This is a genomic window from Citrobacter sp. MGH103, from assembly GCF_001034475.2.
GTDB classification, from domain to species: domain Bacteria; phylum Pseudomonadota; class Gammaproteobacteria; order Enterobacterales; family Enterobacteriaceae; genus Citrobacter; species Citrobacter freundii.
In genome coordinates, this window is record NZ_CP073043.1 from 4,550,951 (window position 1) to 4,577,871 (window position 26,921).

Below are 26,921 nucleotides of genomic sequence, written 5' to 3' on the forward strand. Positions count from 1 at the left end.
AATTAGTTTACTGTTTTGCAAGGTAAAATTACTGCCTGACCGTCAGTATTGCTTTGGTTAGGCGGCGTTATTTCGCAAACGTTATTCCCCCACTGGAGACGCAATTTACTGTCTTCCTGAAGCCCACTGAGGTAGACGTAACCGTCTTCAGCAATCAGGCCAACGTCCTTGCCGCTGTCAATATCCACGACGGTAACGCCCAATGGAGGGAAGCGACCATTTGCCAGTCTGACAATGCCGATGATCTGATAGCCTTTTGTGGCGTTCAGCTTCGCGTAGCCAATAGCACCTTCAGTGAGCGTAGTGCTAATTACGGAGTTATTAATATCGACGCCGTCAGGCAATTTGTTGCTGTCGACGCGTACCGCGGAGGTGGTGTAGTTACTGACCGAGTTGGTTACGGCAATCCCCATCATATTGGTTACCGTGCGCTTGTCGCTCAGCGGAACGTCAGCAACGCCGTCCGCGTCTACCATCATGCGGGCGTTGTTGCCGTAGGCGTTATCATGCAATGCCATACCGTAACGTGTAGCGGTAAATGAACCATTCCAGCCCGCCGTGATTGAACGGTATACATTAGGCTGTACGCTGCCGTTAACGCTCAGGCGACCATAAGGCGAATAGTGCTGGTAGCCCCCGCGAATAGCAGGTTCGGCCTCGCGGAAATCACTCGCATCGCCTGTCGCAGAAATGTTCCAGGTGTTGTTGCGATCTGAAGAGTCATAGTAAGACATCGTCTGGGACATACTGTCGCTGCCATTTTTCTGCATGCTCCAGGAGAGGCTGCGGTTCTGCTCCAGTGGTACAGAAAACGAGAGATAGTATTGCATCTCTTCTGTGTCATCCCATGTGGAACGACCAACCGTAAACGAAGAAGAGATCCCTCTTATGCTACCAATGTCGAAGTTTCGACTCATCGATACCGTATAGTTAGTGCTGGCAGAATCATCCCAGTAAGTGTTACGCGTCAGATTGAGATAAGTGTTGATCGCCAGCGATTCAATATACTGGTTGAAAGACAGCACATAGCTCTCTTTTTGGTTGCCGGAGGAGTCATCACCGCTGCGAGCCGTTAAATACTCGTTCATGGTGATATATTCTTTATCCGAGAAACGGTAGCCGGCAAATGTCACCTGGCTTCCTGTGGACTCAAACCGCTTGGAATAGTTCACGCGGTAGCTATAGCCACGCTGCTTGTCATTGTTCTCATCATTTTCTCCACGCAGAGTGGCTTCTGCGCGAGTCACGTCAAAAGAGAGAGAACCAAAGCTGTTCAGGTTAAAACCAATACCCGCCGTAGTCGCCTGGTAATCATCGGCCGTCAGCAATGCCCCACCGTAAAGCGAGGTATCCCCCGTCCAACCCCAGGAAAACTCACCGGTCCAGAACATCGGGTTATTAACATCCGTACTTCCTACAGCTGTCGGTTTACCGGTAGAGATTTTGTAGCGTACTTGTCCTTTGCGCGTCAGGAACGGTATCGAGGATGCCCCAACCTGGAAGGTGCTTTTGCGCCCATCTTCTTCTTCTACGGTGACATCCAATTGGCCCTGAAAGGTATCGCCAATATCAGTAATGTTAAACGGTCCCGGCGCGACGGTGGTTTGATAAACCATTCGTCCGTTCTGGGTTACTGTAACTTTGGCATTCGTCTGTGCGATACCGGTAATTTGCGGGGCATATCCCTGCAAATCTGGCGGCAGCATGTTGTCATCGCTCTCAAGCGAAGCACCGGTAAAATGAAATGTATCGTATATGTCTGAATTCAGATCGTACTGACCCAGCGTCAATTTCGAGGCAATAGACGGGATCGGGCGAAACAGATAGGTGCGATCCATGCTGCTGTTACTGCCAACAGATTTGCCGTCTTCGTAGGATTTGTCGTACTGGTAATCAGAACGTAAGCGCCATGCGCCAAGGTTGAAGCCAAGCGTGCCGTAGGAGCTGATACTCTGGCTCTTATCGCCCTCGTCCGGATTATACTGACTAGCATAAACGTTGTAATCGAGTATGAATCCCGCAACACCGTCATCCCAGAATTCTGGCGGCGTCCAGTTTGTTGCCTGATATTTCATCCATGCCTGAGGTGCAATGATGGTAACAACCATATCGCCCTTATCAAGCCTGACAATCAGTTCAGGTTTACTGGCGAGATCCAGACATCCTCGCTCATTGATTGAGCGCAATGACTGGATGAATTCATCAGCAAAGCCAAAAGACATTAGATCATCTTTGGTCAGACAGATTTGCGAACCACTTTCGTTGTCCGCTTTAATCCACTCAAAAGACCATGTATTCGGGAGCTTCTTTTTGTTTATTTCAACACGTGTAATGTATTGTCCTGGTGGGATAAACCCTTTCTTTTCAAACTGGCTGAGGTCGATATTTTCTTTATCCTCAGCATCTATCATACCCGTGTTAAATTCAACCGCCCAAGCCGGGGTAAACATAATGGCGGTAATAATTGCAGGACGCAGAGATTGCTTAATTAAAACAGGAAGCTTTCTTAACCCGGCCTTTATAATTGTATTTTTCATAAAATCCTTTTCAGTTAAAAAAGCCTAAAAAGCCGGTGATTCCTCCACCGGCTTGATTCATACAATCATCTATATAAAAATAATTACAGGTATGCCAGAACGTAATTAACGTCAGAGGCTACGTTACCCGCTGTCGCATTAGTAGTCGGAGACTCCATACGAGCTTTGAAGTTCAGCACCTGATAAGAGTTATCAGCCATCAGAGCGAATTCAACCGGAGTTCCCATTACCACCTTGTCATTGCCTTCTGTCAGCAGACGCACGCCTACGTGCTCAGCGCCACCATAGTTGCCTTCAGCGGTGTTTTTCAGCAGGCTATCTGCATCTGCGTTAGCAGAAGAGAATGTAACTGTTGCCTTAGTGATAGTGGTCGGCGCTTCAGTGGTACCGCCAGTCAGGGTACAATCCTGCAGGTGGATCTGAACAGGAACCGGCAGGGAGAATTTACCGCCGTTCAGAGCGGTATCAGCCACTTCACCCAAGCTAATAGTCTGGTCTTCGTCACCCGGAGCAATAGAGCAAGGCGCGGAAATTACGATACCTTCAAAAGAAATTTTACCATGCCCCTGATCAGCAGCTGATGCATTAAAAGCCATGCTGGAAAGAAGAGAAGTTGCAGCAACAGCTAACAGTGTTTTCTTAAACATTGTGTATAATCCTTTACAATAAATAAAATCAAAATACTTTTATAGAGTTAGATACTGATTTGATGATAACAAACAGAGCCGTCGATAAGATTAAAATTTAATCGAGTACTGAATGACAGGAGAGAATTTATCATGGAGGATTTTATTTATCACGTTAGATAAACTAAATTCATTTTTAGAAAATCTACATATATTCATAATAAATATATCAAAAAAGACCAAGGCTTAGCTAAAAATAAGGAAATCCTTAAACACCCCACGTTATAAAGCAGCATTTTGACGAGCATCAACTCATCAGCATCATTGGATAGTCACGATTTTCTTAACTATTTCACCAATAAATATTTATCGACCAAATGTAACAACAAAAAACATTAGATTACAAAATAACAATAAATTTTAGATATGTTAAGACTTAAAGATTATTACCGGTGAAACGAAAATTTACATATCCAGAGGACAAAAGACGATTCGTTTAGAATTGCTTATGTTTTATAAAATAGCTCTTTTATAGAGGGGGAAAATTGATATATCACATTATTAGCAGAAGTATTGATGCGGTGTTTTTTTCGCCAATGGCAATGACTACCTCATCACACAAAGCCGTTGAGGTGACCGTTTGAACGTTAATTAAAGCCAAATCCGCTTTCATGGGTGTTTGCATATGAAACCGATAGGGCATAAAAAAACCGGTCAACGACCGGTTTTTTGTCTCACAAAAGCGATCAAAGATGCCAGTAGCTCATCGCCAGTCCTAAAAACAGTACCAGCCCTACATAATTATTGTTCATAAACGCTTTAAAGCAGGCATCACGTTCACGGTGAACAATCAGCTTTTGTTGATACACAAACAGCGCACCCGCCACCAGCAAAGACCAGTAATAGCCTAACGCCAGTCCGTTCAGCCACCCAACCAGCGCCATCAGCACCAGTACACCGACCTGCAGAATACCAATAATGAGTTTGTCGTTCTGGCCGAACAGGATCGCGGTCGATTTAATGCCAATCTTCAGGTCATCATCCCGATCAACCATCGCATACTGTGTATCATAGGCCACCGCCCAGAGAATGTTGGCGAGGAACATCAGCCAGCAGCTCAGTGGTACAGACTCGCTCACGGCGGCAAACGCCATCGGTATAGACCAGCCAAACGCCGCGCCCAGCACCACCTGCGGCAGATGCGTGTAGCGTTTCATGAAGGGATAGACCCACGCCAGCGCTAGCGCCGCAACGGACAACAAAATGGTCATCGTGTTGAGCGTCAAAACCAGCAGGAAGGCGAGCAACACCAATACGACGAACAGCGTTCGGGCTTCTTTTTCGGTGACAGCACCGCTCGGCAGCGGTCGATTCGCGGTGCGTTTAACGTGTCCGTCAAACTTCCTGTCGGCATAATCATTTACCACGCATCCAGCGGCGCGCATTAACCAAACGCCGGCGACAAATACCGCCAGGATCCACAGTTGCGGCATGCCTGGGGTCGCCACCCACAATGCCCATAGCGTTGGCCAGAGCAGCAGTAAGGCGCCGATCGGCTTATCCGTACGCATCAAGCGGTGAAACGCCAGCAGCTTATTCTGCGTCAGACTCCACTCCATCTTTATCTTCCTCTTAGTACAACGGCGATGCAGGCAGAAAAAGCTCGGTAAGCATCAGCGGCTTACCGCTCAGCCGTAGGCGGGAACGACGCCCCCATAGCGCTGCATCGCGGCCAATCTCAATAAAATCTCGGGTCAATGTCGATGACGTAAACAGGTAGCGTCCGAGCGGGGTTTTCCCCAGGTTCTGTAAGGCCAGTTCAGGGCCGCACAAGGTTGATTCAGGCACCACGGTCCGTCCGGCAAGCCAGGGTTCACCATCCGCACATAACAGGATTTCACGTAACCAATAGCGAGACTCTTTAGGCAGCAGCGTCAGTTCTTCAGCCACCTCATTTTGCCCAACGAATTCTTCGCGAATCAACGTTACGGTGACCTTTTTCCCCTGCTGCTCAAAACGTTTGGTCATGGAATCTTCCAGTAACAACCAGTCGAGCAGTTGGGGGTCCAGCGCCGGGATCGCATCAAAATAACGCAGCGCACGCAGTTGCGTTAACGCAGGGTGTGGCATGCCTTACTCTCCGATTTATAACCTGAAGGCATTGTATCGCAGAAAATGCATTACGGGGTGAGCAAACACAATTAAGTGATCGTCAGAGCAACATAAGTGTAACAATTAGCACCGAAGGATAAAAAAAGGTGCGCCAGGAGACGCACCAGTTGTTGCAAAATCAGCACTGCGGGGAGACGTTTACCCCTTGCCTTTTACACTGCTGATAAAGGTGGATCGGGCAGATTTGGATCCCAGACGTTCAGCTTCATCAAGCAGCTTCAGCGCTTTATCGACATCGCCTTTCGCCACGGCATCCTTAATGCCCTGGTTAAAATAACTTTCCGTGTCATTTAACATCGGCTCACTTTTCTTCACCGGTTGTGGCGCTGGAGCGGCAACGGCTGCCGCCGGAGCCGCATAAGTAACTGCAGGCGCTGCGGTATTACCCACCGTGACAGGGCCAGGGCCGGATGAGCCAAACAGCGGCCCTACCAGCACGCTGGAGGAGGAACTGGTTTTGACTTTCAGCTTCAGCAGACCGTCGGTGGTATGACGGGCGATCGGGTCAGGGATATCCGGAACAGCGTTACCTACACCCTTGGCATAGGCTTTTGCCGGGTCAAGCAGGGTCGTGGTCTGCTGGAGATCTTTATCTGTGGTAAAGACCAGAACATAGAGCTTTTGCTGGCCCAGCGCTGGCGTCAGACGCATTACGCCTTCCAGACGATCGGCACTCATCACGCCGGGTTCCTGGTAGGTGAAATAGCTGCTGGGGAAGAACGCAGATGGCGTCATGTTCTGATCAAGAATTAAAACGTTTGGTGCAAATACACTGGTTTGTTTGTTGACTTCACTGGTCAGCGTCAGGGTTAACTCACCAATATTCGCGGGGACGCTGTACGCGGCGACTGGGCCAGTAATACCAGCAACATCCAGACGCTGACCCGCTGCCGCGAGTTGTGTTGACTGGGTTTTAGATTGATCAACCGGCGTCCAGGTTAACTGTTGTAGCGCAGCAGTGGGAATAGTTGGAGCCGCGGTGGTGTTCTGCGGAACAATATTTACATCGGCCAGGCTGATGCCAGGCGCGCTGGCAAATAACCCTGCAGATAAACAAAGGGCAACGAGACTTTTCTTCATTTTCATTGTTATCACCTCAGATAGCATGGGTTCAGCGGTGGCCAGGCAATAGCGCGCTAAACCGTAATCAAGAGGGGCTGGCGCCCCTCTTTCGGTCTTTACGTCAGGTTAGTGCTGAATTACCACCAGATTTCCATCTGGGCACCGAAGGACCACTCATCGCTGTCGCCACGGCTGGTTGTGCTGATACCAGAGTTGGTTGCAGCGGCGTATTTGGTTACGTCGTTACCATTTTTAACGTAGCCCCACTCTTCATCCCATTTGGCATAGGTTGCAAAGACACGAATTGCCGGGCGGGACCAGATGCTGTCGCCAGCCTGCCACTGTTGCGCCAGGGTGATTTTGTACTGGCTGTTGCGATCGCCAGTCTGCTGAGATTTGACGTTGTCGTAACCGACTTCCAGCAGGGTGCTCATGATCGGTGTCCATTTGTACATCGGACGGATACCGACGGTGTACCATTCGGTCCCCAGGTCGTTATCCATATCGAGGTTCTGGTACATACCGACGTACATCAGATCCCATTTGTCGCCCAGGGAGATTGCACCGTGGTCAAGTACGCGGAACAGGCTACCGTTGTTATTAATAACGTTATTGGCGTAATTCGTTTTACTACCGTCTGGGTTAGTAACAGTGAAGGAGGATGAACCGTAAGACCCTTGGTTCAGACCTTTACCCTGAGTGGTCATAGAATCTGTCGCGTACTGAACAACAAACTTGTTGTAGCCCTTCAGCATGCTCTGGGTATGTTCAGCGGTGAACATCCAACCGTCTTTAGATGCGCCGTCTGCCAGGTGGTAATCATCGGTGGTATTCGCGCGACCATAGTCAACGCCCAGTTCCAACATCCCATCCGGGTTAGTTGCCAACTGCGCTAAACGAACGTCAAATACGTCGTTGGCGGTGTCTTTGGTACGATCATAGATATTCTGGCTGCTGAAAGCATATGAGCCACCCGCTTCCTGTGAACGGCTCGCGGCCAGAGACAGTTTACCGAAGCCCAGATCGATGTTTTCAATACCAGCACCAGGACCTGAAATATCCCAGTAGTAGAAGTCGATCATGTGAACATCATGACGCTGATAGAAGCGCTTACCTGCCCAGATAGTGGAGCCTGGCAGCCATTCAATCAGGTTTTTACCCTGCACGTTGGCTTCACGGAAGGCCGGGTCAGTCCCTTCCCAGTCATTCTGCTGTGCGACGGAATAGGCAACGTTAGTGTCGAAGTAGAAGCTCTTATCGCCCTCTTTCCACACTTCCTGACCTAATTTAATTTCCGCATAGGTTTCACATTCGTTACCAAGACGGTATTTACTTTGGGCGCCGGTTGCCTGGAAACACTGTTGTTCACCGCCGCTACCCGTCCAGCCAATACCGGAACGTGCATAGCCATGGAAATCCACAGCCATTGCCTGAACAGACATAATGCCTGCCGCCACAGCAACCGCCAGAGGGAGTTTGCGCAGAGTAATCATCGTTCTATCTCCTGAGATCATTGCTTTTCTTTAAACGCTTCACCTTGACGGTTTTGCGCTTTTTTTTAATGGGATACCTTAAACACCCGGCTCTTGATGCAACCGACGACATGCACTGCCATCCTCACGGAACAGATGGCAACGCTCTGGCGGCAGGCCGATAGCGAATGTGGCACCCTCTTCTACCAACACCACGTCGTTCTGGCGGTAAACCAGGTTTTGACGGATGGCGGGGATCTGGATATGAATTTGTGTTTCGTGACCAAGCTGCTCGACCACCTGCACTTCACCTTCGAGGGTGACATCGGCGATATCGCTGGGCAGCAGATGTTCCGGGCGGATACCTAAAGACATGTTGGCGCCAACCTGCACCGCATGGCTGTCTACCGGGAGCCATATTTGCTGGCGGTTAGGCAGTTCAACCTGCACCTGATCGATGGCCGTCCCGGTGACTTTCACCGGCAGGAAGTTCATCTTCGGCGAGCCAATAAACCCGGCAACAAAGCGGTCAGCCGGGTAGTGGTATAGCTCCAGCGGTTTACCGACCTGCGCTACGCGACCGGCATCCAGCACCACAATTTTGTCAGCCAGGGTCATCGCTTCGACCTGATCGTGGGTGACGTAAATCATCGTGCGACCAAGACGTTTATGCAGGCGGGAGATTTCAATACGCATCTGCACGCGCAGCGCGGCGTCGAGGTTTGACAGCGGTTCGTCCAGCAGGAATACACGCGGTTCGGCGACCAGCGTACGGCCAATCGCCACACGCTGACGTTGTCCGCCGGAAAGCGCTTTTGGTTTACGCTCCAGCAGGTGCGCCAGTTGCAGAACTTCCGCAACCTGGTTCACACGCTGGTTCATCACCTCTTTTTTCGCCCCAGCCAGTTTGAGGCCGAATGACATGTTTTCCGCGACAGATAAATGGGGGTATAACGCATAGGACTGAAAGACCATGCCCACACCGCGTTCGGCGGGCGGAATGTCGTTCATCCGGGTCTCCCCGATAAACAAGTCACCACTGGTGATGGTTTCAAGCCCGGCGATCATACGCAGCAAGGTCGACTTACCGCAGCCTGACGGTCCGACAAACACCACGAATTCCCCTTCGTGAATGTCGAGATTGATATCTTTCGATACCACCACGTCACCCCAGGCTTTTGTTACATTTCGCAGCTGTACGCTCGCCATGCCCTTCTCCCTTCGTTACAACCTGTCATCGACAGCAACATTCATGATGGGCTGACTATGCGCGATCACTTGACTGCGTGAATCCTCCACCCCCCGGCTTTTTTATGGGGGAGGAGGCGGGAGGATGAGAGAGCAGCGTCTGAGACCCGGGCTACCCGCCTCAGAGGAATTTCGTGATGCAGCCTGCAAAAATCGGTGGGTTTTTATGTGCGCCAGTACGCAATACTCACATTTATGTAACACAGATCACATAAAGAGCGGGTGGGGCGTAGGGGTAAGGAGGATGGAAAGAGGTTGTCGTATAAAGAAACTAGTAACCGTTAAGCCACCTCTGCAAAATCACCAAACAGGATGGGAACTATGAAAATCAAAACTGGCGCACGCATCCTCGCATTGTCTGCATTAACGACGATGATGTTTTCCGCCTCGGCTCTCGCCAAGATTGAAGAAGGTAAGCTGGTTATCTGGATTAACGGCGACAAAGGCTATAACGGCCTCGCTGAAGTGGGCAAAAAATTCGAGAAAGACACCGGGATCAAAGTCACTATTGAGCACCCGGACAAACTGGAAGAGAAATTCCCGCAGGTTGCCGCGACCGGCGACGGCCCGGACATCATCTTCTGGGCTCATGACCGTTTTGGCGGTTACGCTCAGTCTGGCCTGCTGGCTGAAATCACGCCTGACAAAGCGTTCCAGGACAAACTCTATCCGTTCACCTGGGATGCCGTACGCTATAACGGCAAACTGATTGCCTACCCGATCGCGGTTGAAGCGCTGTCGCTGATTTACAACAAAGACCTCGTGCCAAACCCACCGAAAACCTGGGAAGAAATTCCTGCGCTGGATAAAGAGCTGAAGGCGAAAGGTAAATCCGCGCTGATGTTCAACCTGCAAGAGCCGTACTTCACCTGGCCGCTGATTGCCGCCGACGGCGGTTACGCATTCAAGTTTGAAAACGGCAAGTACGATGTGAAAGACGTGGGCGTGGATAACGCCGGCGCGAAAGCGGGCCTGACTTTCCTGGTTGACCTGATCAAGAACAAACATATGAACGCGGATACGGATTACTCCATCGCCGAAGCGGCCTTTAACAAGGGCGATACCGCGATGACCATCAACGGTCCGTGGGCGTGGTCCAACATCGACAAGAGCAAAATCAACTACGGCGTCACGCTGCTGCCAACCTTCAAAGGCAAAGCGTCTAAACCGTTTGTTGGCGTTCTGAGCGCTGGTATCAACGCCGCCAGCCCGAACAAAGAACTGGCGAAAGAGTTCCTCGAAAACTACCTGCTGACCGATCAGGGTCTGGATGAAGTGAACAAGGACAAGCCGCTGGGCGCCGTTGCGCTGAAATCCTTCCAGGATCAGTTAGCGAAAGACCCACGCATCGCCGCCACCATGGATAACGCCCAGAAAGGCGAAATCATGCCGAACATCCCACAGATGTCCGCATTCTGGTATGCCGTTCGTACCGCAGTGATCAACGCAGCCAGCGGCCGTCAGACCGTCGATGCCGCGCTGAAAGATGCACAAGGTCGTATCACCAAGTAATGCTGTAGCACACGTGCCGGATGGCGGCATAAATGCCTTATCCGGCCTACAACACACCGTAGGCCTGATAAGCGCAGCGCCATCAGGCACGCTGACCAACAGGTTTTCATTGTTGTTGAGGATTGAACCCCATGGATGTCATTAAAAAGAAACACTGGTGGCAAAGCGACACGCTGAAATGGTCAGTGATGGGTCTGCTTGGGCTGCTGGTCGGTTACCTTGTTGTTTTGATGTACGCTCAGGGGGAGTACCTGTTTGCCATCATGACGCTGATTTTAAGCTCTGCTGGCCTGTATATTTTCGCTAACCGTAAAGCCTATGCCTGGCGCTATGTTTACCCGGGCGTTGCCGGTATGGGGCTGTTTGTCCTGTTTCCGCTGATTTGTACGATCGCCATTGCCTTTACCAACTACAGCAGTACCAACCAACTGACCTTTGAACGCGCTCAGGAAGTCCTGATGGATCGTTCGTATCAGGCTGGGAAAACCTACAACTTTGGCCTGTATCCGGCGGGTGATGAGTGGCAACTGGCTCTCACCGACGGTGAAACCGGCAAGAATTATCTCTCCGACGCCTTTAAATTTGGCGGCGAACAGAAACTGCAGTTGAAAGAAGCCGAAGCGCTGCCAGCGGGCGAGCGTGCAACGCTGCGCATCATCACGCAAAATCGCCAGGCATTAACCCAATTGACCGCCATCCTGCCGGATGAAAGCAAAGTGATTATGAGTTCACTGCGCCAGTTTTCCGGCACGCAGCCACTTTATACGCTCGCTGATGACGGTACGCTCACCAACAGCCAGAGCGGCGTAAAATACCGCGCCAATAACGATATTGGTTATTATCAGGCGATTAACGCTGACGGTAACTGGGGTAGCGAAAAACTCAGTCCAGGCTATACCGTTGCCATCGGCTGGGATAACTTCACTCGCGTGTTTACCGACGAAGGCATCCAGAAACCGTTCTTCGCCATCTTTGTCTGGACGGTGGTCTTCTCCGTTCTGACGGTGATCCTCACCGTTGCTGTGGGGATGGTGCTGGCCTGTCTCGTACAGTGGGAATCTCTCAAAGGCAAAGCGATTTACCGTGTCCTGTTGATTCTTCCGTATGCCGTACCGTCGTTTATCTCGATTCTGATTTTCAAGGGCTTATTCAACCAGAGCTTTGGTGAAATCAACATGATGCTGAGCGCACTGTTTGGTATCAAACCGGCCTGGTTCAGCGACCCAACCACCGCACGCTCGATGATTATTATCGTCAACACCTGGCTCGGTTATCCATACATGATGATCCTGTGCATGGGTCTGCTGAAAGCGATTCCTGACGATCTGTATGAAGCCTCGGCGATGGATGGTGCAGGTCCGTTCCAGAACTTCTTTAAGATAACGCTACCGCTGCTGATTAAGCCGTTGACACCGCTGATGATCGCCAGCTTCGCCTTTAACTTTAACAACTTCGTGCTGATTCAGCTGTTGACCAACGGTGGCCCGGACCGACTCGGCACCACCACGCCAGCCGGTTATACCGACCTGCTCGTGAGCTACACCTACCGTATTGCCTTTGAAGGCGGCGGTGGTCAGGACTTCGGTCTGGCGGCGGCGATTGCCACGCTGATCTTCCTGCTGGTCGGCGCGCTGGCGATTGTGAACCTGAAAGCCACACGTATGAAGTTTGATTAAGGGAGACAACGAACATGGCTATGGTACAACCCAAATCTCAGAAACTGCGTCTCTTAACAACGCACCTGCTGCTGCTGATTTTCATCGCGGCGATCATGTTCCCGTTGCTGATGGTTATCGCTATCTCGCTGCGCGAAGGTAACTTTGCCACCGGCAGTTTGATCCCGGAAAACATCTCCTGGGAACACTGGAAACTGGCGCTGGGCTTTAGCGTTGAACACGCGGATGGCCGCGTGACGCCACCGCCATTCCCGGTATTGTTATGGCTGTGGAACTCGGTGAAAGTGGCCAGCATTACCGCGATCGGTATCGTGACGCTTTCCACCACCTGTGCTTACGCCTTTGCGCGTATGCGTTTCCCGGGCAAAGCAACCCTGCTGAAAGGGATGCTGATTTTCCAGATGTTCCCGGCGGTGCTGTCTCTGGTCGCGTTATATGCTTTGTTTGACCGCCTGGGTCAGTACATTCCGTTTATCGGCCTGAACACGCACGGCGGCGTGATCTTCGCCTATCTTGGCGGTATTGCGCTGCATGTATGGACGATTAAGGGTTATTTCGAAACCATCGACGGTTCGCTGGAAGAAGCGGCCGCGCTGGATGGCGCAACGCCGTGGCAGGCATTCCGCCTGGTGCTGCTACCACTTTCCGTTCCGATTCTGGCGGTCGTGTTTATTCTGTCTTTCATTGCCGCTATTACCGAAGTACCGGTCGCGTCACTGCTGCTGCGTGATGTGAACAGCTATACCCTCGCGGTAGGTATGCAGCAGTACCTCAATCCACAGAACTATTTGTGGGGCGACTTTGCCGCCGCAGCTGTACTTTCAGCCATTCCGATCACTCTGGTGTTCTTGCTGGCGCAGCGCTGGCTGGTCAACGGACTGACGGCAGGTGGTGTGAAAGGTTAAGTTTTACCGAAGTAACTGCCCGGCAACGGGCAATGCCACTGCAACCCTCAACTTATGTTATCCCAACCTGTGACTGTTATTCGGCGCTCTACGGAGCGCCCTTTTTTTATGTAAATTCCAGGCGGTTAAGCGATGTAAAACGTTTACACTCGCCGGATTATTTTTATTGACAGATAGTTAACATCTTTGTGATAAGCATCACATATGCAAATTTTCATAATGACGAAAACAAAATACAGAATAACACTTCCACCCTCGAAATATTACATTACTCTAAAGATGAAATCGGGCGAGTAACAAATATGAAAGTTTATAATTTTGATAAAGTTATTTCACGCGACGGAACCTATAGCGCTAAATATAATAACAAGGGGCGTGAAATCATCCCTCTATCTGTAGCTGATATGGATATCCCGGTAGCTGATTTTATGGTTTCTGAATTATCAGTCGCAAATCAGAAAGGTATCTACGGTTATACATTATTAAGTGATGACTGGCAGCAAGTGACAGCACAGTGGTATCAACGCCATTACTCGTGGAAGGTCAACCCTGAACACATTGTTTTTTGCCCACGAGTGGTACAAGCCGTTTCATTATATATCCAGAATTTTACCCAACCGGGAGATGCTATTGTCAGCCTGGCACCAGCCTATCATCCTATTAGCCATGCAGTTGAAGTCAACCATAGAGTATTGCTGGAAAGTGCGTTGCTTTATCGTGACCGCTCCTATGAAATAGACTTTGCGGATCTCGAAGATAAGTTTAAAACGGCTTGTTGTTTCATTCTAATATCGCCGCATAATCCAACAGGAACAATCTGGTCAGAAGATAATCTAAGAAAAATAGCTTCATTAGCAGAGAAATACAACGTTTTTATTATTTCTGATGATGTTCATGCAGACTTCAATTTCATCAAAAAACAACATCAAACAATTTCTTCGATAAGTTCATACGTTGCACAAAACTCATTTATTTGTACATCTCCGGCAAAAACATTCAATATGGCCGGACTTGAAATCGCCAATATTGTTATTGCTAATGATAAGTGTCGAGAAAAGTTTAAATCAGCTCTTATTGCAGCAGGTATCCATAATCCTGGTTATTTCTCTGTTCCTGCATTTCTCTGTGCTTACCGCCATGGTGATTCTTGGTTAGCAGCATTAAAAGATTATTTAGCCGAAAACAGGAGCTGGGTTCAATCCTTTTGCCAGACTCATTTTCCAGACTGGGTTTTAGCCTCTGGTGGCGGAACTTACATGTTGTGGATTGACTACCGAGCGATGAACATCAGCGAAGAACAGCTACGCCATTGGTTTGTTTCGCTCGCAGGTGTTGAGATGAGTTGGGGATCAGATTTTGGCGATGAAGGACTTGGTTTTTTCCGTGTGAACATTGCCACGCCGAGAACCATTCTTAAAGAAGCATTTGAACGGATTTATCAGAGCATACCCTACACTAAAGGAGTTTCCCTCCATGAATAATAACAATACTCCAAGAACACCAACTCTGGTGGAATCAATGTTACCGATACTGGCGATGGTCTTATTGCTGGGGGTCGGTTATGCGGCTTTCGATCTACCACCTGAGCCATTAATGGTCCTTTCGACCGTCATTGCGGCACTATTGGTTAAGCGTTTGGGGTACGGCTACAACGCAATCCTTGAATCAATTTCGCAGAAAATCGCCAAAACGATGCCCGCTCTCTTAATTTTGATCAGCGTGGGCCTACTGATTGGGACATGGATGATAGGCGGCACTATTCCGCTGATGATTTATTACGGCCTTAATCTGATAAACCCTTCAATGATCTATGTGACAGCCCTGCTTGTCACTGCAGTCGTCTCTGTGTGCACAGGAACATCCTGGGGCTCAGCGGGCACAGTCGGTGTAGCGTTTATGGGCGTGGCCATCGGAATGGAGGCTAATCTGGCAGCAACTGCTGGCGCTATTGTGGCGGGAGCTTACTTCGGGGACAAACTGTCTCCCCTTTCTGGTGACACAAACCTGGCAGCGATGGCCGCCCAGATAGATCTCTATGAACATATCGCTCATTTACTTTACACAACCCTTCCTTCCTTGATCCTTTCTGCTGTTGTCATGACCCTCTATGGTATGAATGGCGATCTCGGCGGCTCAACCGTTCCCGATAAAGTTCAGTTAATTACAGAGGGATTAAAGGGAATTTACCATTTTAATTTGTTGTTACTGTTACCCATTGCTATTGTCTTGTACGGCTCGATTACCAAGAAACCAACCATTCCAATTATGTTAGTTTCGGCACTGGTTGCCATGATCAACGCCAGCGTCATTCAGGGTTTCACTCTGCACGATATTGTAAAAAGCGCCGTAGACGGATTTAACGTTTCAATGCTTGCCGATAAAGATGTTAATCCCCTATTGGGTAATTTGCTTAACCGTGGTGGCATGAACTCGATGATGAGTACGCTGCTGATTTGTTTCTGCGCCCTTTCATTTGCGGGAACATTGGCTCTGAGCGGTGCTTTAGAAGTCATTGTCCACAACCTACTTAAATTAGTTCATTCCACAGGTACCATGATTCTTGCGACTATTGCCTGTGGTTTAACAATGATTAGCGTGACCTGTAATGGTCAGATCTCAATCCTGATTCCGATTGAAATGCTACGAAGCGCTTATATTGAGCGCGGGCTACACCCAAAAAATCTGGCAAGGACAGTAGAAGACTCTGCCACCATATTCGAGCCGATTCTGCCCTGGACTGCGGCGGGAGCCTACATGGCAGGTACGCTTGGTGTTGCAACATTAAGCTATCTTCCGTGGGCGATTCTCTGCTGGAGTGGCATTTTCTTTGCGACGTTATGGGGGTTCACTGGTTTTGGCATTGCTCGCTTATCCAAAGAAAAGCAGCAACAGCTCATGATGAAAGCAGCAAATGAAAGCAAGTAGTACCAGCCTGATTAAGATATTTGCCAATTATTAACTACGTCTACACGCCGCAGCCCGATTGCGGCGTGTTGTCTTTTACTCTCGCTTCAGCCGTTTGGAATTACACAGCCACAGGGTGATCACCAGCAGCAGGATCGCTGCAGAATAGATCAGCACATCCATCGGCGCTTTATGATCGACAATGATCAACCGCACAATCGCGGTGATCCCGATATAGACAAAGTAGCGCAACGGAAAGTGAAACCCTGACTGAAAGTACTTCACAATCAACGCGATAAATTCAAAGTAGAGGAAGTAAACCACCAGCCCTTCCACCAGCTCATACTTGCTGGTTTGTTCCGGGGCGAACAGCACGTCCGCCAGATGCAGCGTTTCTTTCCCGAGGAATACAACCAGGATCAGGCCCAGACTCAGCAGTCCCAGATTCAACACGGTCTGTAAAATAGTGGAGATAAACTCCACGCGCGGACGAGATAGCGACGTCATAACAGCACCTCTTACTCAGTGGCGAGGTTCCTGTATAACGCAAAAATGTGACAGAGATCTACATTTTTTGTTTATATTTTGTGCAAGAAAGGTCAACGGAGAATGATGAATGCCACGATACATTTCACAGGATGAATTATGCAGCTAAGACAATCCGCTGTCCGCAACGTTACCTGCGGTGAGAACGTGGTGATTTATGAACCCGCCAATCTCTACGATTGCACATTGGGAGACAACGTTTTTGTCGGACCATTTGTTGAAATCCAGGGCAACACACAGATTGGCGCAGACAGCAAAATTCAGTCGCACACCTTCATCTGCGAATATGTCACCCTCGGCGCCCGCTGTTTTATCGGGCATGGCGTGATGTTCGCCAACGATATGTTCCGCGAAGGAAAACCCAACGCCGACCGCAACAGCTGGGGACGCATTACGATTGGCGACGATGTTTCGATCGGCAGTGGAGCGACCATTCTGGCGGTCACTGTCTGCGATGGCGCGGTCATCGGCGCAGGAAGCGTAGTGACCAAATCAATCACCGAGAAAGGCGTGTACGCGGGAAACCCGGCAAAATTATTGCGTCGCCTGTAACTTCCCTGATGACGGCGTAAATACCTTATCCGGCCTGCAATACAGGCTCTTTGTAGGCCGGATAAGCGTAGCGCCATCCGGCTGGCAAACGGCTCGATTACCGAAAATTCACGCTGCGATCGCTGGTCATATCGTACAGACCAAACTTACGCCCAAGCTGCTGACCGCCATCACGTGTTAACGGCGTCCAGCCAATCGCCGCACGGCTGCGGGTCGGACCAGACGAGAACAGATCCAGCGGCACGGAAACGTACACCCCTTTTGTAAAATCACCCTCGCCATACTCATCCGGCGAGGCGTTAGTGATAGTCGCATAACCACCCACCACGACACCGCTGTCGAAGCGTTTGGCGATCTCCAACGTTCCGCCCTTATCCCCGGCCAGATACTGACCCACGCTGGCTTTCACCAGCACATCCTGGGCGAAAGAAGGATTCCAGTACGCGGTCAAATGCCCGGTCTTCACGCTGTAGTCGGTGAATTTCATCATATCCTGCGCGCTACGCCAGTCACGCTGTTTCACGTAGTTGGCATCAACACCAAACGCCCAGTTGCTGTCCAGCGGACGATAGAGCACTTCTGCCCCCGCGCCGCCGTACATGGTCTCCAGATAGCCGCCGTACACCTGTCCGTAAAAGCCGTTGCCGAGTGACTGGAAGTAGTTGGCCTGCAGGTTATTCACGTAAACATCGTTTTGCACGTAGTCACGTACATGGGTACGCACACGCGGCAAATGCGAATCCTGCGGCGGGTTGGTGTAGTTAAACTTGTCATAGTTATTGGCGAGGTTGGCGAACAAACTCCCGGTGGTCAGCAGATGATCGGTCACCCACCAATCCGCCGTACCCATCACGCCCAACTGATACATATAGAAATTTTCCGGGCCGCCCACCGACTGGTTTAACACCGGATCGATATGGAAATCGAAGCGCGACTTATCGATATACCAGCCCTGCTCGGTCGTTTTCGGCACCACGGGCTCCACGCGTTTTTGCGCCAGTTGAGTCTCATGGCCCAACGGCTCGCCTTCCAGATGGCGCTTGAGGCTGGAAACCTCTGTTTCGGTCGTCACCTGCGGCAAGTTAAGGCGATTTTCCGTAATACGGATCGTGCGGATCCCGTCAGGAAGATCGTTCATCACGATCCGGTTGGCACGCTCGATCCCCTCGCGCGAATCACGGTATTTCACCTGTTCGCCTGTTACATACAGCGTATCGCCCTGCACCTGGATTTTAGGATCCGCCAGCCCGGCATTGTATTTCAGCAGCGTTAGCTGATTCGCCACCACCGAATGTTGCAGGATAGCATCCTGCGGCTGCGGCTGATATTCCGGGCGGGCGTTGTCGTTATAGTGTGGTCGCAGATCGTTAAAGTTAGTCCGCAGCGTGACCCCAAACATAAAGGTGTTGCCGCGCTCATAGCTGAGGTTAACGTCGGCCCAATCGGTGACGCGATAAATAGCGCCGACGTTAAACTTGCTCTTCTGATCCAGCTTGCCCGCAAAATCCTGCTGGTAATTATTACCCTCATACTCCAGTTTCAGACGCAGCGGCTGCCAGGGTGTCTGATATTCCACGCCACCAAACAGCGACGCCGGGCCGTGGAACATCTGGCTGCCGTCAATGGAACCCGCCTGCTTGTAACTGTTATCGCGATGACAGAATTTATCGCTGTATGAGCAAAACGGATTGCTGACGTTGCCGCTGGTCCCGAGGTATCCCCAGCCAAGACCGAGTGAGAAATCAAACGGTCCCCAGGCTTTGTTCGCCACAATATACTCCGCATCGAACAGGCCCGTTCCGCCAATATCTCGCGCGCCAACTGCCACCTGCGGCATCCAGTAGCTCTCTTCCCACAGACGTAGTTTGAGATCAAAAGCTTTATCCTTGTAAGTCTGATCGCCAGAAAACGACTCCACGCTACTGTATTGTTTGGTACGCACATCGGTATAGCGCAGCGTGGTTTCCAACCACGGGAAGAGCTGCACCGACGCAGAGTAATAGCGGTACTGATCGTTATCGCGGTAGTTAAGGCTCATTTCGCCCTCACGCGCCATGCGTGCGGTTGGGGTTTGCAGCAGCCCCACGCCGCCAAAATCGGACTGGGAAGGACCAATCGGTGCAGGATACGTTTCACCGTGACAGGCCGCACTAATACCCAGCGCCAACAGGCTGAGCAGATAAGTTTTTCTCATTATTCGGGTATCCGCTGGGTCAGGGTGCGAAGAATGTCGGCATTGATTTCATCCGGGGTGCTGCTCCAGACAGAGTCCGACAGCCCGACAAAAATGATGCTGCCGGGCATCGGCTCAATGTGACGTTTGTTCCAGTAGGCGACCGGTACTTTTTGTGTGCGTCCGTCGGGATAGACAACCCAGGCGTAGCTACGATCCGCGCCGCTGAGCCGATGCTGCCCATCGAGATAGCTGGCAACATCACGTCCGGGTATAAACAGCTGTTTACCCGTGTGGCTTAGCAAACCCAACAGCGTGATATCCGTGGGCTGCGGTCCGACCCACAGTGTGTAATTACCCTGCAACGGCGGGTTGCCTGGCTCACTGGTACGCACTACATCCGGGTCGAGATTAATCGTCTGTCTACCGGCCACCTTCAGCGCCTGAATTTGCTGGCGTAATGCGTTGATAGCGCTAGCATCCTCACCGCTTGCTTCAGCGCTCAACGTCGCCAGACGAGCCAGTAATGCCTGCTGCTGACGTTGTGCCTCAGTTGTTGCCCGCTCTTCGCTGATAACCGCGCCTGGCCACCAGCTATTGCTCAACCGCGGCTGTCCAACCAGGTCGAGCAGATGTTCAGCCCCGGTCAGCGTTTTTGCTTCTGTGCTACCTGTCGTAATCACTTTTACGCTGCCCGCAGCAAAAACAGATGCCGCGCACAGGCTGAATGTCAGCGCAGTAATCATTTGTTTCATCATGGTTTTGCCGCCTTAATCAGCGTGGTTTTCACCGGGAAGAAACCTGCGCCAAGATACTGTTCCGACTGGCGAATCATGCCGTCACTGTCTACCCAGTAGCGGTTATGCCAGCGCGTTTGATCGGTGGTGACCTCTTCATCAAGGATCCGTACCGGCGTGTTATCGCTGCCGACTTTGATGGTGTCGGCGCCATCCCATGTGAAAACCGAGCGCGCGGTGGCATAGCGTACCTGCTGATGTTCAGTCCAGCCCATCGTGCGGATCCACGTTGCGCCGTCGACTATCTGATTTGGCTTGATGAGCGGGTCTGTCGCCAGATTATTCACCTCGATTAGGTTGTCCCCGCCAAGGTGCGTTTTCACAATGCGCCCATGCTGCGTGACGAGAATAGCCCGATCCTGAGTCACCCATTTCTGCTGTCCGTTTTCTGCAAACGCGAGTACCACAAACAGTTGGGGACCGCCGTTGAGCTGCATGTACTGGCTGGCGTAAGGCATGTTTTGAATTTCATCGTCCGTCATCTGTACGCCGGGAGTACCAAACACGCTATCCCACAGCGAATGACCCAGCCCTTCGGTAGTGGCTGAGCACGCCTGCAGTAGCAGGCAAACCATTATGATCGCTGGTCGCTTCACGACGTTTCTCCGCATTATTGCCGGGTGGCGCGACGCTTACCCGGCCTACAAATCCCACAGACTTTTGGCAATTCCAAAATAACCACACCGAAGTGTGGTTAGAATTAAACGTACCTTTATTACTGGGTACTGGTGGTTGTGGTAGTTGTGGTTCCGGTATTAGAACCATCGCCGCCGCCGGTCGCCGCCAGGGCAACCCCCACCGCAGAACTTACGGTGCTCACGCTGGTTGCGGAGGAACTTCCTGCCGAAACCGACGCAGCAGCCGACCCTGCAGCCTCACCCACCTGAACGGGGGCGGCATAGACAGAGGTCGCCGCAAGCGCAGATATAGCCCAAAGGCCATACAGAACTTTTTTCATCACAAATTCCCTTCATTGTATGAATGGAGATTTACCCAAAAGAATTTCGGGCGAGATCGAGTATACACAAGCGAAGTATGCAAATTAGGTCGAGAGGGAATTTAGGACAATTAGATAACGAGAGAAAATATGATTAACAACAAATAATAAAAACAACTTAATTCAAAGAGTTAAAATATAATAATAAAAACACAATACCCGGTAAATCTGAAAATATCAGAAATAGGATAACGTTGAATAAATTATTTTAGGATTAAGCTCAATTAAAGGGTGAAGTAAAAACGTAGATATCCTGGAGTAATCTTATAAAAAAGCCGATATTAATATCGGCTTTTTTATTTCATTAATGCCGGATGGCGGCGAAACGCCTTATCCGGCCTACAGGATATGTGCCTGTAGGCCGGATAAGCGCAGCGCCATCAGGCGCGCCAGGCTTTGTAACGGTTAATCAACCCATTAGTAGAAACATCATGGGAAGAAACAGTTTTATCATCGTTCAGCTCTGGCAGAATGCGGTTCGCCAGCTGTTTGCCCAGCTCAACGCCCCACTGGTCAAAGGTGAAGATGTTCAGGATCGCGCCCTGAGTGAAGATTTTGTGTTCGTACAGCGCAATCAGCGCACCCAGGCTGAACGGCGTGATTTCGCGCAGCAGAATGGAGTTCGTTGGACGGTTACCTTCGAACACTTTGAACGGCACAACGTGCTCAAGCGTAGCCGGATCTTTACCCTGGTCGCGATATTCCTGCTCAACCACTTCACGAGATTTACCAAAAGCCAGCGCTTCGGTTTGCGCGAAGAAGTTAGACAGCAGTTTCGGATGGTGATCCGACAGCGGATTGTGGGTGATTGCCGGCGCGATGAAATCGCACGGCACCATTTTGGTACCCTGGTGGATCAGCTGGTAGAACGCATGCTGGCCGTTAGTACCCGGCTCACCCCAGATGATTGGGCCAGTCTGGTAATCCACCGCATTGCCGTTACGGTCAACGTATTTACCGTTGGATTCCATGTTGCCCTGCTGGAAGTAGGCCGCGAAACGGTGCATATACTGGTCATACGGCAGAATCGCTTCGGTTTCGGCACCGAAGAAGTTGTTGTACCAGATACCGATCAGCGCCAGCAGCACCGGCAGGTTTTTCTCAGCCGGGGTGGTGGAGAAGTGTTTGTCCATCGCATGTGCGCCGGAGAGCAGCTCAACAAAATTGTCGAAGCCTACGGACAGGATGATGGACAGACCGATTGCAGACCACAGGGAGTAACGACCGCCAACCCAGTCCCAGAACTCGAACATATTGGCAGTATCAATACCAAACTCGCCAACCGCTTTACCGTTAGTGGAAAGCGCTGCGAAGTGTTTGGCTACGTGCTTGTTGTCGCCAGCGGTCGCCAGGAACCAGTCGCGCGCGCTGTGGGCGTTGGTCATGGTTTCCTGGGTGGTGAAGGTTTTGGAAGCGACCAGGAACAGCGTGGTTTCCGGGTTCACTTTTTTCAGCACTTCGGCGATGTGCGTACCATCGACGTTCGACACAAAGTGCATGTTCAGGTGATTTTTATACGGACGCAGCGCTTCGGTCACCATGAACGGGCCAAGGTCAGAACCGCCGATACCGATGTTTACTACATCAGTGATGGCTTTGCCGGTATAGCCTTTCCAGCTTCCGGAGATGATCGCTTCAGAGAAAGATTTCATCTTCTCCAGTACCGCATTCACTTCCGGCATCACATCTTTGCCGTCAACGATGATCGGCGTATTGCTACGGTTACGCAGCGCCACGTGCAGCACGGCACGGTCTTCAGTACGGTTGATTTTCTCACCGGAGAACATGGACTTGATGGCACCCGCCAAATCGGTTTCTTTCGCCAGATCCTGCAGTTTAGCCAGCGTCTCTTCAGTGATGCGGTTTTTGGAAAAATCCACCAGCATCAGATCGTCAAACGTCGCGGAAAATTTAGTGAAACGATCGCTATCTTTCGCGAAAAGATCCGCGATAGTAACGTCTTTCATTTCTTCAAAGTGTTTTTGTAGTGCCTGCCAGGCTGAGGTCTGCGTTGGATTGATGTTTTTCATTAGCAATACTCTTCTGATTTTGAGAATTGTGACTGAGATCGATTGTAACGCCAGTCACAGAAAAGTGTGATTGTTTTAATGCCATTGCCAGGGCATCCGCCAAACGTGGCTAAAAAGTATAGCGGTTATCAGCGTTGTTATTAGTACCGTTACTCAACGCAGTTGCAGCATGAAAAATCCGCATAATCCCAGCGTTGACAGTGCAAGCTACACATTTTATTTATAAATACGGTATTTGCATTTGCGCCTGCACCGGTTTTCGTTCTGCCTTATGTGCCATGGTCGCTCTATTCATTCCCTGACACGAGGTAGTTATGACTGATGTAGTTGTCTCCAAGTTTGGTGGTACCAGCGTGGCGGATTTTGATGCCATGAATCGCAGCGCTGATGTAGTGCTTTCTGATGCTAACGTCCGTGTGGTGGTACTTTCCGCTTCTGCGGGAATCACCAACCTGCTGGTCGCACTGGCTGAAGGGCTGGAGCCAACCGCGCGCTTCGAAAAACTCGATGCCATTCGTCAAATTCAGTTCAATATTCTGGAACGCCTGCGTTATCCAAACGTGATCCGTGAAGAGATCGAACGTCTGCTGGAAAACATCACCACACTGGCAGAAGCGGCGTCACTGGCGACCTCAACCGCGCTGACCGACGAACTGGTCAGCCACGGTGAACTGATGTCTACCCTGCTGTTCGTCGAGATCCTGCGTGAACGCAACGTGCAAGCGCAGTGGTTTGACGTGCGTAAAGTGATGCGCACCAACGATCGTTTTGGTCGTGCAGAACCCGACGTCACGGCGCTGGCTGAACTGGCAACGCTCCAGTTGGCCCCGCGTCTGAGCGAAGGTCTGGTGATTACTCAGGGCTTTATCGGCAGTGAAGGCAAGGGCCGCACCACCACGCTGGGACGCGGCGGCAGCGATTATACCGCCGCCTTACTGGCAGAAGCCCTACACGCAACGCGCGTTGATATCTGGACCGACGTTCCCGGCATTTACACGACCGATCCGCGCGTGGTTCCGGCTGCGCAGCGTATTGATGAAATTGCCTTTGAAGAGGCCGCGGAAATGGCGACCTTTGGCGCGAAAGTGCTGCATCCGGCAACCCTGTTGCCAGCCGTACGTAGCGATATTCCGGTGTTTGTGGGCTCCAGTAAGGATCCAAAAGCAGGCGGTACGCTGGTATGTAATAAAACCGCGAATCCACCGCTGTTCCGGGCGCTGGCATTACGCCGTAAGCAGACGCTGCTGACGCTGCATAGCCTGAATATGCTGCACTCTCGCGGCTTTTTGGCGGAAGTGTTCGGCATCCTGGCACGCCACAATATCTCGGTCGATTTAATTACCACATCCGAAGTCAGCGTCGCGCTGACGCTGGATACCACTGGTTCAACGTCCACCGGCGATACACTGTTAACACAGTCTCTGCTGATGGAACTGTCTGCCCTGTGTCGGGTTGAAGTGGAAGAAGGCCTGGCGCTGGTGGCGTTGATTGGCAATGACCTGTCCAAAGCCTGTGGCGTGGGTAAAGAGGTGTTCGGCGTACTGGAGCCATTCAACATTCGAATGATTTGCTACGGCGCGTCCAGCCATAACCTGTGCTTCCTGGTACCCGGTACTGAAGCCGAGCAGGTTGTACAGAAGCTACACCATAACTTGTTTGAATAAGTAGACGTCAACGCCCGATGGTTCTTAGGCCATCGGGCATTTTCACCGCATCACCGTTTCATATAACAATCTGTCCAGCTCCCTGACATCGCCTTCCCGGCAATCCGGTAACGCCGGTGGAATCTCTCCTCTTTCCAGCTCGGCGCGGATAAACGCATGCAACAGTGGACGACGCGGGCCGTACTCCGCTTCACCCGCACACTGCTTGCGCTCCAACAGCTCATCAATTTCATGACGCAATGGCGCATCCAGTTCACTTCCCGCCAGCAGGTCGGCAAAACGCATCGGCGGTACGCCCTTGCCCGCTTCCACCCAACGCACCGCCAACAGGGGTCGCAGAACGTAGAAGTACTTCTTCAATCGCACGTCGTCACCCTGCAAATAACCACGGAAGTTTTTCCGCGCCATAGAGTAGTAGTGCCAGCGGGCACGTAGCGGAGAAAACCATTTGGGCACCAGCGCTTTCAGCGCCGAAACGGTCACGTCATCCTGCTGATAGACCACCGGCGAATCCAGCCACTCGATAAGCGTCGGGTTTGCGCCTTTGAGTAACCCCAGCGCCTTGCGCCATTCCCAGCCGCACACGTCCAGCTCATCATCTATCGGCAGCTCAATAACATCGCGTGGCGCTTCGATCCGCAGATACCATTCAGGGGGATGAACATAGAGAAATCGCACGTCGTAGTCGCTGTCCGGCGAGGCAAATCCCCAGCCACGGCTGCCGGATTCACAGGCATACAGCACCCTGACGCCATAGCGCTGCTCAACCTCTTTTAGCTGGCGCAATACCCTTTCACGCATTGCGCCGTCCACTGTGTTGTAACTCATTATTCTTATCCTTTTATGTTCACAAGGCCGTGCAGCACCTGATCCAGGCCCCCGAACACCGAGATTTTATCGATACGCTCAGCAACTCTTTCGAGGGTTTCCAGTTCTTTTAAGCGCAGCGCTACCGGGTTGTTTTCCATCACTTTTGCCGTATTTAACAGCGATCGCGTGGCGGCCGTCTCTTCACGACGTCGGATCACGTTGGCCTGGGCGGATTTTTCCGCTTCAACCAGTTGCGATAAAATAGCCTTCATATCGCCGGGCAGGACAATATCCTTCACCCCCAGTGAAGCCACTTCGATACCAAACGGCGTCATGCGGGCTTTCACCTGCGCGCTCACCACTTCATCGATCGCCTGCTTATCTTCCAGCAATTCGTCCAGCGTGCGCGTTCCCACCGCTTCACGCAGCGCAAACTGCAATTCCCGGTACAGGTGATCCAGCGGTTTAGTCAGTTGACCAAATGCCAGCAGCACATCGCGATAACGCCAGTTCGCCGCCAGGTTCAAACGCAGGTTGACCTTATCTTTGGTCAGTATCTCCTGGCCGCCAACCTCCAGCACCTGCAAGCGGGTATCCACTACTTCCGCTTCAATCAGATGGTTTACCTTCCAGTATGCTGTTAACCCCGGCGGCAACAGCGCCTGAGTTTCACCGTCAATTTTCAGCACACCGACGTGCCACGCCGGAACCTGCACCGTTAAGATTGCTTCGCGACCTTTCACCGCACCGCTGCGACGGGGCTGTAATACTGCATTCATGACGTCCGTTGGCACCTGAACCTCGCGCGTATCCATACGTACCAGCGTTAACGCTTCGTCGGCTCTCCAGTACAGACGGCGCGATGCCGGTGGCAGGATCTCCTGCAAAACGCCGTTGATATACAGCGCCGCGGCTTCGGTATCCGTTGTATCCGCGACCAGGCAGAAACGCGCCACCCACTCGGGCTGAAAGCGGCGTAAATACTCCGCTAATGCCTGCGGTACTTCGCCGCCATCCCTGTTGACGATCAGCACTTCCGGGGTGTTAAACCACGGTAAACGATGCTGACCCGCTTCCAACACCTGATAGTAATCACCCTCGCGGGATAAAAGACCTAACTGCGCTTTTTGAATAGTGATTTTCTTAGCCATTGTATATTCCTTAATATCGTTCAGGCGCGGGTGCAGGGGCGAAGCGACAGGGGAATTCCCTTTTGCCTGTCACACGGCATCTTTACC

The 26,921-nt window shown here is 51.2% G+C and carries 22 protein-coding genes; 7 read left to right on the forward strand and 15 right to left on the reverse strand.

All coding sequences use genetic code 11. The features are described from left to right. Positions 1-2: 2 nt before the first annotated feature. From SK33_RS21950 to malK, 7 genes are all read right to left on the reverse strand, one after another. On the reverse strand, positions 3-2,537 hold the full coding sequence (locus SK33_RS21950; protein ID WP_048220027.1) for a fimbria/pilus outer membrane usher protein: 2,535 nt from the start codon (positions 2,535-2,537) through the stop codon (positions 3-5). A gap of 83 nt (positions 2,538-2,620) precedes the next feature. Further along, complete coding sequence (locus SK33_RS21955) at positions 2,621-3,184, reverse strand: fimbrial-like protein (RefSeq protein ID WP_048220025.1); 564 nt, start codon at positions 3,182-3,184, stop codon at positions 2,621-2,623. 725 nt (positions 3,185-3,909) lie between these two features. Then, positions 3,910-4,782, reverse strand: a complete 873-nt coding sequence (gene ubiA / locus SK33_RS21960) for a 4-hydroxybenzoate octaprenyltransferase (protein ID WP_003031690.1) — start codon at positions 4,780-4,782, stop codon at positions 3,910-3,912. Between the two features lie 13 nt (positions 4,783-4,795). After that, on the reverse strand, positions 4,796-5,293 hold the full coding sequence (gene ubiC / locus SK33_RS21965) for a chorismate lyase (RefSeq protein ID WP_003031688.1): 498 nt from the start codon (positions 5,291-5,293) through the stop codon (positions 4,796-4,798). Between the two features lie 180 nt (positions 5,294-5,473). Further along, on the reverse strand, positions 5,474-6,421 hold the full coding sequence (malM, locus tag SK33_RS21970) for a maltose operon protein MalM (protein WP_048220023.1): 948 nt from the start codon (positions 6,419-6,421) through the stop codon (positions 5,474-5,476). Positions 6,422-6,534: 113 nt separating this feature from the next. Beyond that, positions 6,535-7,890, reverse strand: a complete 1,356-nt coding sequence (locus SK33_RS21975) for a maltoporin (RefSeq protein WP_003031683.1) — start codon at positions 7,888-7,890, stop codon at positions 6,535-6,537. Between the two features lie 78 nt (positions 7,891-7,968). Continuing rightward, positions 7,969-9,078 (reverse strand): maltose/maltodextrin ABC transporter ATP-binding protein MalK, encoded by a 1,110-nt coding sequence (gene malK, locus SK33_RS21980; protein ID WP_003031682.1) that lies wholly within the window; start codon positions 9,076-9,078, stop codon positions 7,969-7,971. Positions 9,079-9,438: 360 nt separating this feature from the next. Between malK and malE the strand changes: the two genes are divergently transcribed. The 5 genes from malE (at position 9,439) to nhaC (ending at position 16,135) form a co-directional block, all read left to right on the forward strand. Then, the gene (gene malE / locus SK33_RS21985) at positions 9,439-10,629 is read left to right on the forward strand and encodes a maltose/maltodextrin ABC transporter substrate-binding protein MalE (RefSeq protein ID WP_003031680.1); all 1,191 of its coding nucleotides are present in this window, start codon (positions 9,439-9,441) and stop codon (positions 10,627-10,629) included. A gap of 131 nt (positions 10,630-10,760) precedes the next feature. Next, positions 10,761-12,305, forward strand: coding sequence for a maltose ABC transporter permease MalF (gene malF, locus SK33_RS21990; RefSeq protein WP_003841377.1), 1,545 nt, complete (start codon positions 10,761-10,763; stop codon positions 12,303-12,305). A 14-nt stretch (positions 12,306-12,319) separates the two neighbouring features. After that, complete coding sequence (gene malG, locus SK33_RS21995) at positions 12,320-13,210, forward strand: maltose ABC transporter permease MalG (protein ID WP_003031677.1); 891 nt, start codon at positions 12,320-12,322, stop codon at positions 13,208-13,210. Positions 13,211-13,512: 302 nt separating this feature from the next. Then, a complete protein-coding gene (locus SK33_RS22000; RefSeq protein WP_032948311.1) occupies positions 13,513-14,691 on the forward strand; it encodes a MalY/PatB family protein in 1,179 nt (392 codons plus the stop codon). After that, positions 14,684-16,135: a Na+/H+ antiporter NhaC gene (gene nhaC / locus SK33_RS22005; protein WP_047389614.1), complete on the forward strand. Its 1,452-nt coding sequence runs from the start codon at positions 14,684-14,686 to the stop codon at positions 16,133-16,135. Before SK33_RS22000 ends, nhaC begins: the two co-directional genes overlap by 8 nt. Positions 16,136-16,210: 75 nt before the next feature. Here nhaC and psiE read toward each other — a convergent pair whose 3' ends face one another. Next, positions 16,211-16,621, reverse strand: a complete 411-nt coding sequence (gene psiE / locus SK33_RS22010; RefSeq protein ID WP_003031674.1) for a phosphate-starvation-inducible protein PsiE — start codon at positions 16,619-16,621, stop codon at positions 16,211-16,213. Between the two features lie 138 nt (positions 16,622-16,759). Here psiE and SK33_RS22015 point away from each other — a divergent pair, with 138 nt between their 5' ends. After that, positions 16,760-17,212, forward strand: coding sequence for an acyltransferase (locus SK33_RS22015; RefSeq protein WP_003031673.1), 453 nt, complete (start codon positions 16,760-16,762; stop codon positions 17,210-17,212). A gap of 97 nt (positions 17,213-17,309) precedes the next feature. On the opposite strand, the gene SK33_RS22020 is transcribed toward SK33_RS22015, so the two are convergent. From SK33_RS22020 to pgi, 5 genes are all read right to left on the reverse strand, one after another. After that, positions 17,310-19,406, reverse strand: coding sequence for a YjbH domain-containing protein (locus SK33_RS22020; RefSeq protein ID WP_048220021.1), 2,097 nt, complete (start codon positions 19,404-19,406; stop codon positions 17,310-17,312). Then, positions 19,406-20,143 carry a capsule biosynthesis GfcC family protein gene (locus tag SK33_RS22025; RefSeq protein ID WP_048220019.1) on the reverse strand — a complete coding sequence of 246 codons (738 nt, stop codon included), beginning with the start codon at positions 20,141-20,143 and terminating at the stop codon, positions 19,406-19,408. The genes SK33_RS22020 and SK33_RS22025 overlap by 1 nt, the downstream gene beginning before the upstream one ends. Continuing rightward, positions 20,140-20,778: a YjbF family lipoprotein gene (locus SK33_RS22030; protein ID WP_048220017.1), complete on the reverse strand. Its 639-nt coding sequence runs from the start codon at positions 20,776-20,778 to the stop codon at positions 20,140-20,142. Before SK33_RS22030 ends, SK33_RS22025 begins: the two co-directional genes overlap by 4 nt. A 119-nt stretch (positions 20,779-20,897) precedes the next feature. Beyond that, the gene (gene yjbE / locus SK33_RS22035) at positions 20,898-21,140 is read right to left on the reverse strand and encodes an exopolysaccharide production protein YjbE (RefSeq protein WP_003826562.1); all 243 of its coding nucleotides are present in this window, start codon (positions 21,138-21,140) and stop codon (positions 20,898-20,900) included. 419 nt (positions 21,141-21,559) lie between these two features. Beyond that, positions 21,560-23,209 (reverse strand): glucose-6-phosphate isomerase, encoded by a 1,650-nt coding sequence (pgi, locus tag SK33_RS22040; RefSeq protein WP_003031668.1) that lies wholly within the window; start codon positions 23,207-23,209, stop codon positions 21,560-21,562. Positions 23,210-23,523: 314 nt separating this feature from the next. Between pgi and lysC the strand changes: the two genes are divergently transcribed. After that, positions 23,524-24,873: a lysine-sensitive aspartokinase 3 gene (gene lysC, locus SK33_RS22045; protein ID WP_003031667.1), complete on the forward strand. Its 1,350-nt coding sequence runs from the start codon at positions 23,524-23,526 to the stop codon at positions 24,871-24,873. A 42-nt stretch (positions 24,874-24,915) separates the two neighbouring features. Here lysC and SK33_RS22050 read toward each other — a convergent pair whose 3' ends face one another. Next, a complete protein-coding gene (locus tag SK33_RS22050) occupies positions 24,916-25,701 on the reverse strand; it encodes a nucleotidyltransferase domain-containing protein (RefSeq protein ID WP_003031665.1) in 786 nt (261 codons plus the stop codon). 5 nt (positions 25,702-25,706) lie between these two features. Next, positions 25,707-26,834: a slipin family protein gene (locus SK33_RS22055; protein ID WP_048220015.1), complete on the reverse strand. Its 1,128-nt coding sequence runs from the start codon at positions 26,832-26,834 to the stop codon at positions 25,707-25,709. Positions 26,835-26,921: the final 87 nt, after the last annotated feature.

Coding starts and splice junctions, on each gene's coding strand:
- SK33_RS21950 (WP_048220027.1), bottom strand. CDS start 2,537: ATGAAAAATACAATTATAAAGGCCGGGTTAAGAAAGCTTCCTGTTTTA.
- SK33_RS21955 (WP_048220025.1), bottom strand. CDS start 3,184: ATGTTTAAGAAAACACTGTTAGCTGTTGCTGCAACTTCTCTTCTTTCC.
- ubiA (WP_003031690.1), bottom strand. CDS start 4,782: ATGGAGTGGAGTCTGACGCAGAATAAGCTGCTGGCGTTTCACCGCTTG.
- ubiC (WP_003031688.1), bottom strand. CDS start 5,293: ATGCCACACCCTGCGTTAACGCAACTGCGTGCGCTGCGTTATTTTGAT.
- malM (WP_048220023.1), bottom strand. CDS start 6,421: ATGAAAATGAAGAAAAGTCTCGTTGCCCTTTGTTTATCTGCAGGGTTA.
- SK33_RS21975 (WP_003031683.1), bottom strand. CDS start 7,890: ATGATTACTCTGCGCAAACTCCCTCTGGCGGTTGCTGTGGCGGCAGGC.
- malK (WP_003031682.1), bottom strand. CDS start 9,078: ATGGCGAGCGTACAGCTGCGAAATGTAACAAAAGCCTGGGGTGACGTG.
- malE (WP_003031680.1), top strand. CDS start 9,439: ATGAAAATCAAAACTGGCGCACGCATCCTCGCATTGTCTGCATTAACG.
- malF (WP_003841377.1), top strand. CDS start 10,761: ATGGATGTCATTAAAAAGAAACACTGGTGGCAAAGCGACACGCTGAAA.
- malG (WP_003031677.1), top strand. CDS start 12,320: ATGGCTATGGTACAACCCAAATCTCAGAAACTGCGTCTCTTAACAACG.
- SK33_RS22000 (WP_032948311.1), top strand. CDS start 13,513: ATGAAAGTTTATAATTTTGATAAAGTTATTTCACGCGACGGAACCTAT.
- nhaC (WP_047389614.1), top strand. CDS start 14,684: ATGAATAATAACAATACTCCAAGAACACCAACTCTGGTGGAATCAATG.
- psiE (WP_003031674.1), bottom strand. CDS start 16,621: ATGACGTCGCTATCTCGTCCGCGCGTGGAGTTTATCTCCACTATTTTA.
- SK33_RS22015 (WP_003031673.1), top strand. CDS start 16,760: ATGCAGCTAAGACAATCCGCTGTCCGCAACGTTACCTGCGGTGAGAAC.
- SK33_RS22020 (WP_048220021.1), bottom strand. CDS start 19,406: ATGAGAAAAACTTATCTGCTCAGCCTGTTGGCGCTGGGTATTAGTGCG.
- SK33_RS22025 (WP_048220019.1), bottom strand. CDS start 20,143: ATGATGAAACAAATGATTACTGCGCTGACATTCAGCCTGTGCGCGGCA.
- yjbE (WP_003826562.1), bottom strand. CDS start 21,140: ATGAAAAAAGTTCTGTATGGCCTTTGGGCTATATCTGCGCTTGCGGCG.
- pgi (WP_003031668.1), bottom strand. CDS start 23,209: ATGAAAAACATCAATCCAACGCAGACCTCAGCCTGGCAGGCACTACAA.
- lysC (WP_003031667.1), top strand. CDS start 23,524: ATGACTGATGTAGTTGTCTCCAAGTTTGGTGGTACCAGCGTGGCGGAT.
- SK33_RS22050 (WP_003031665.1), bottom strand. CDS start 25,701: ATGAGTTACAACACAGTGGACGGCGCAATGCGTGAAAGGGTATTGCGC.
- SK33_RS22055 (WP_048220015.1), bottom strand. CDS start 26,834: ATGGCTAAGAAAATCACTATTCAAAAAGCGCAGTTAGGTCTTTTATCC.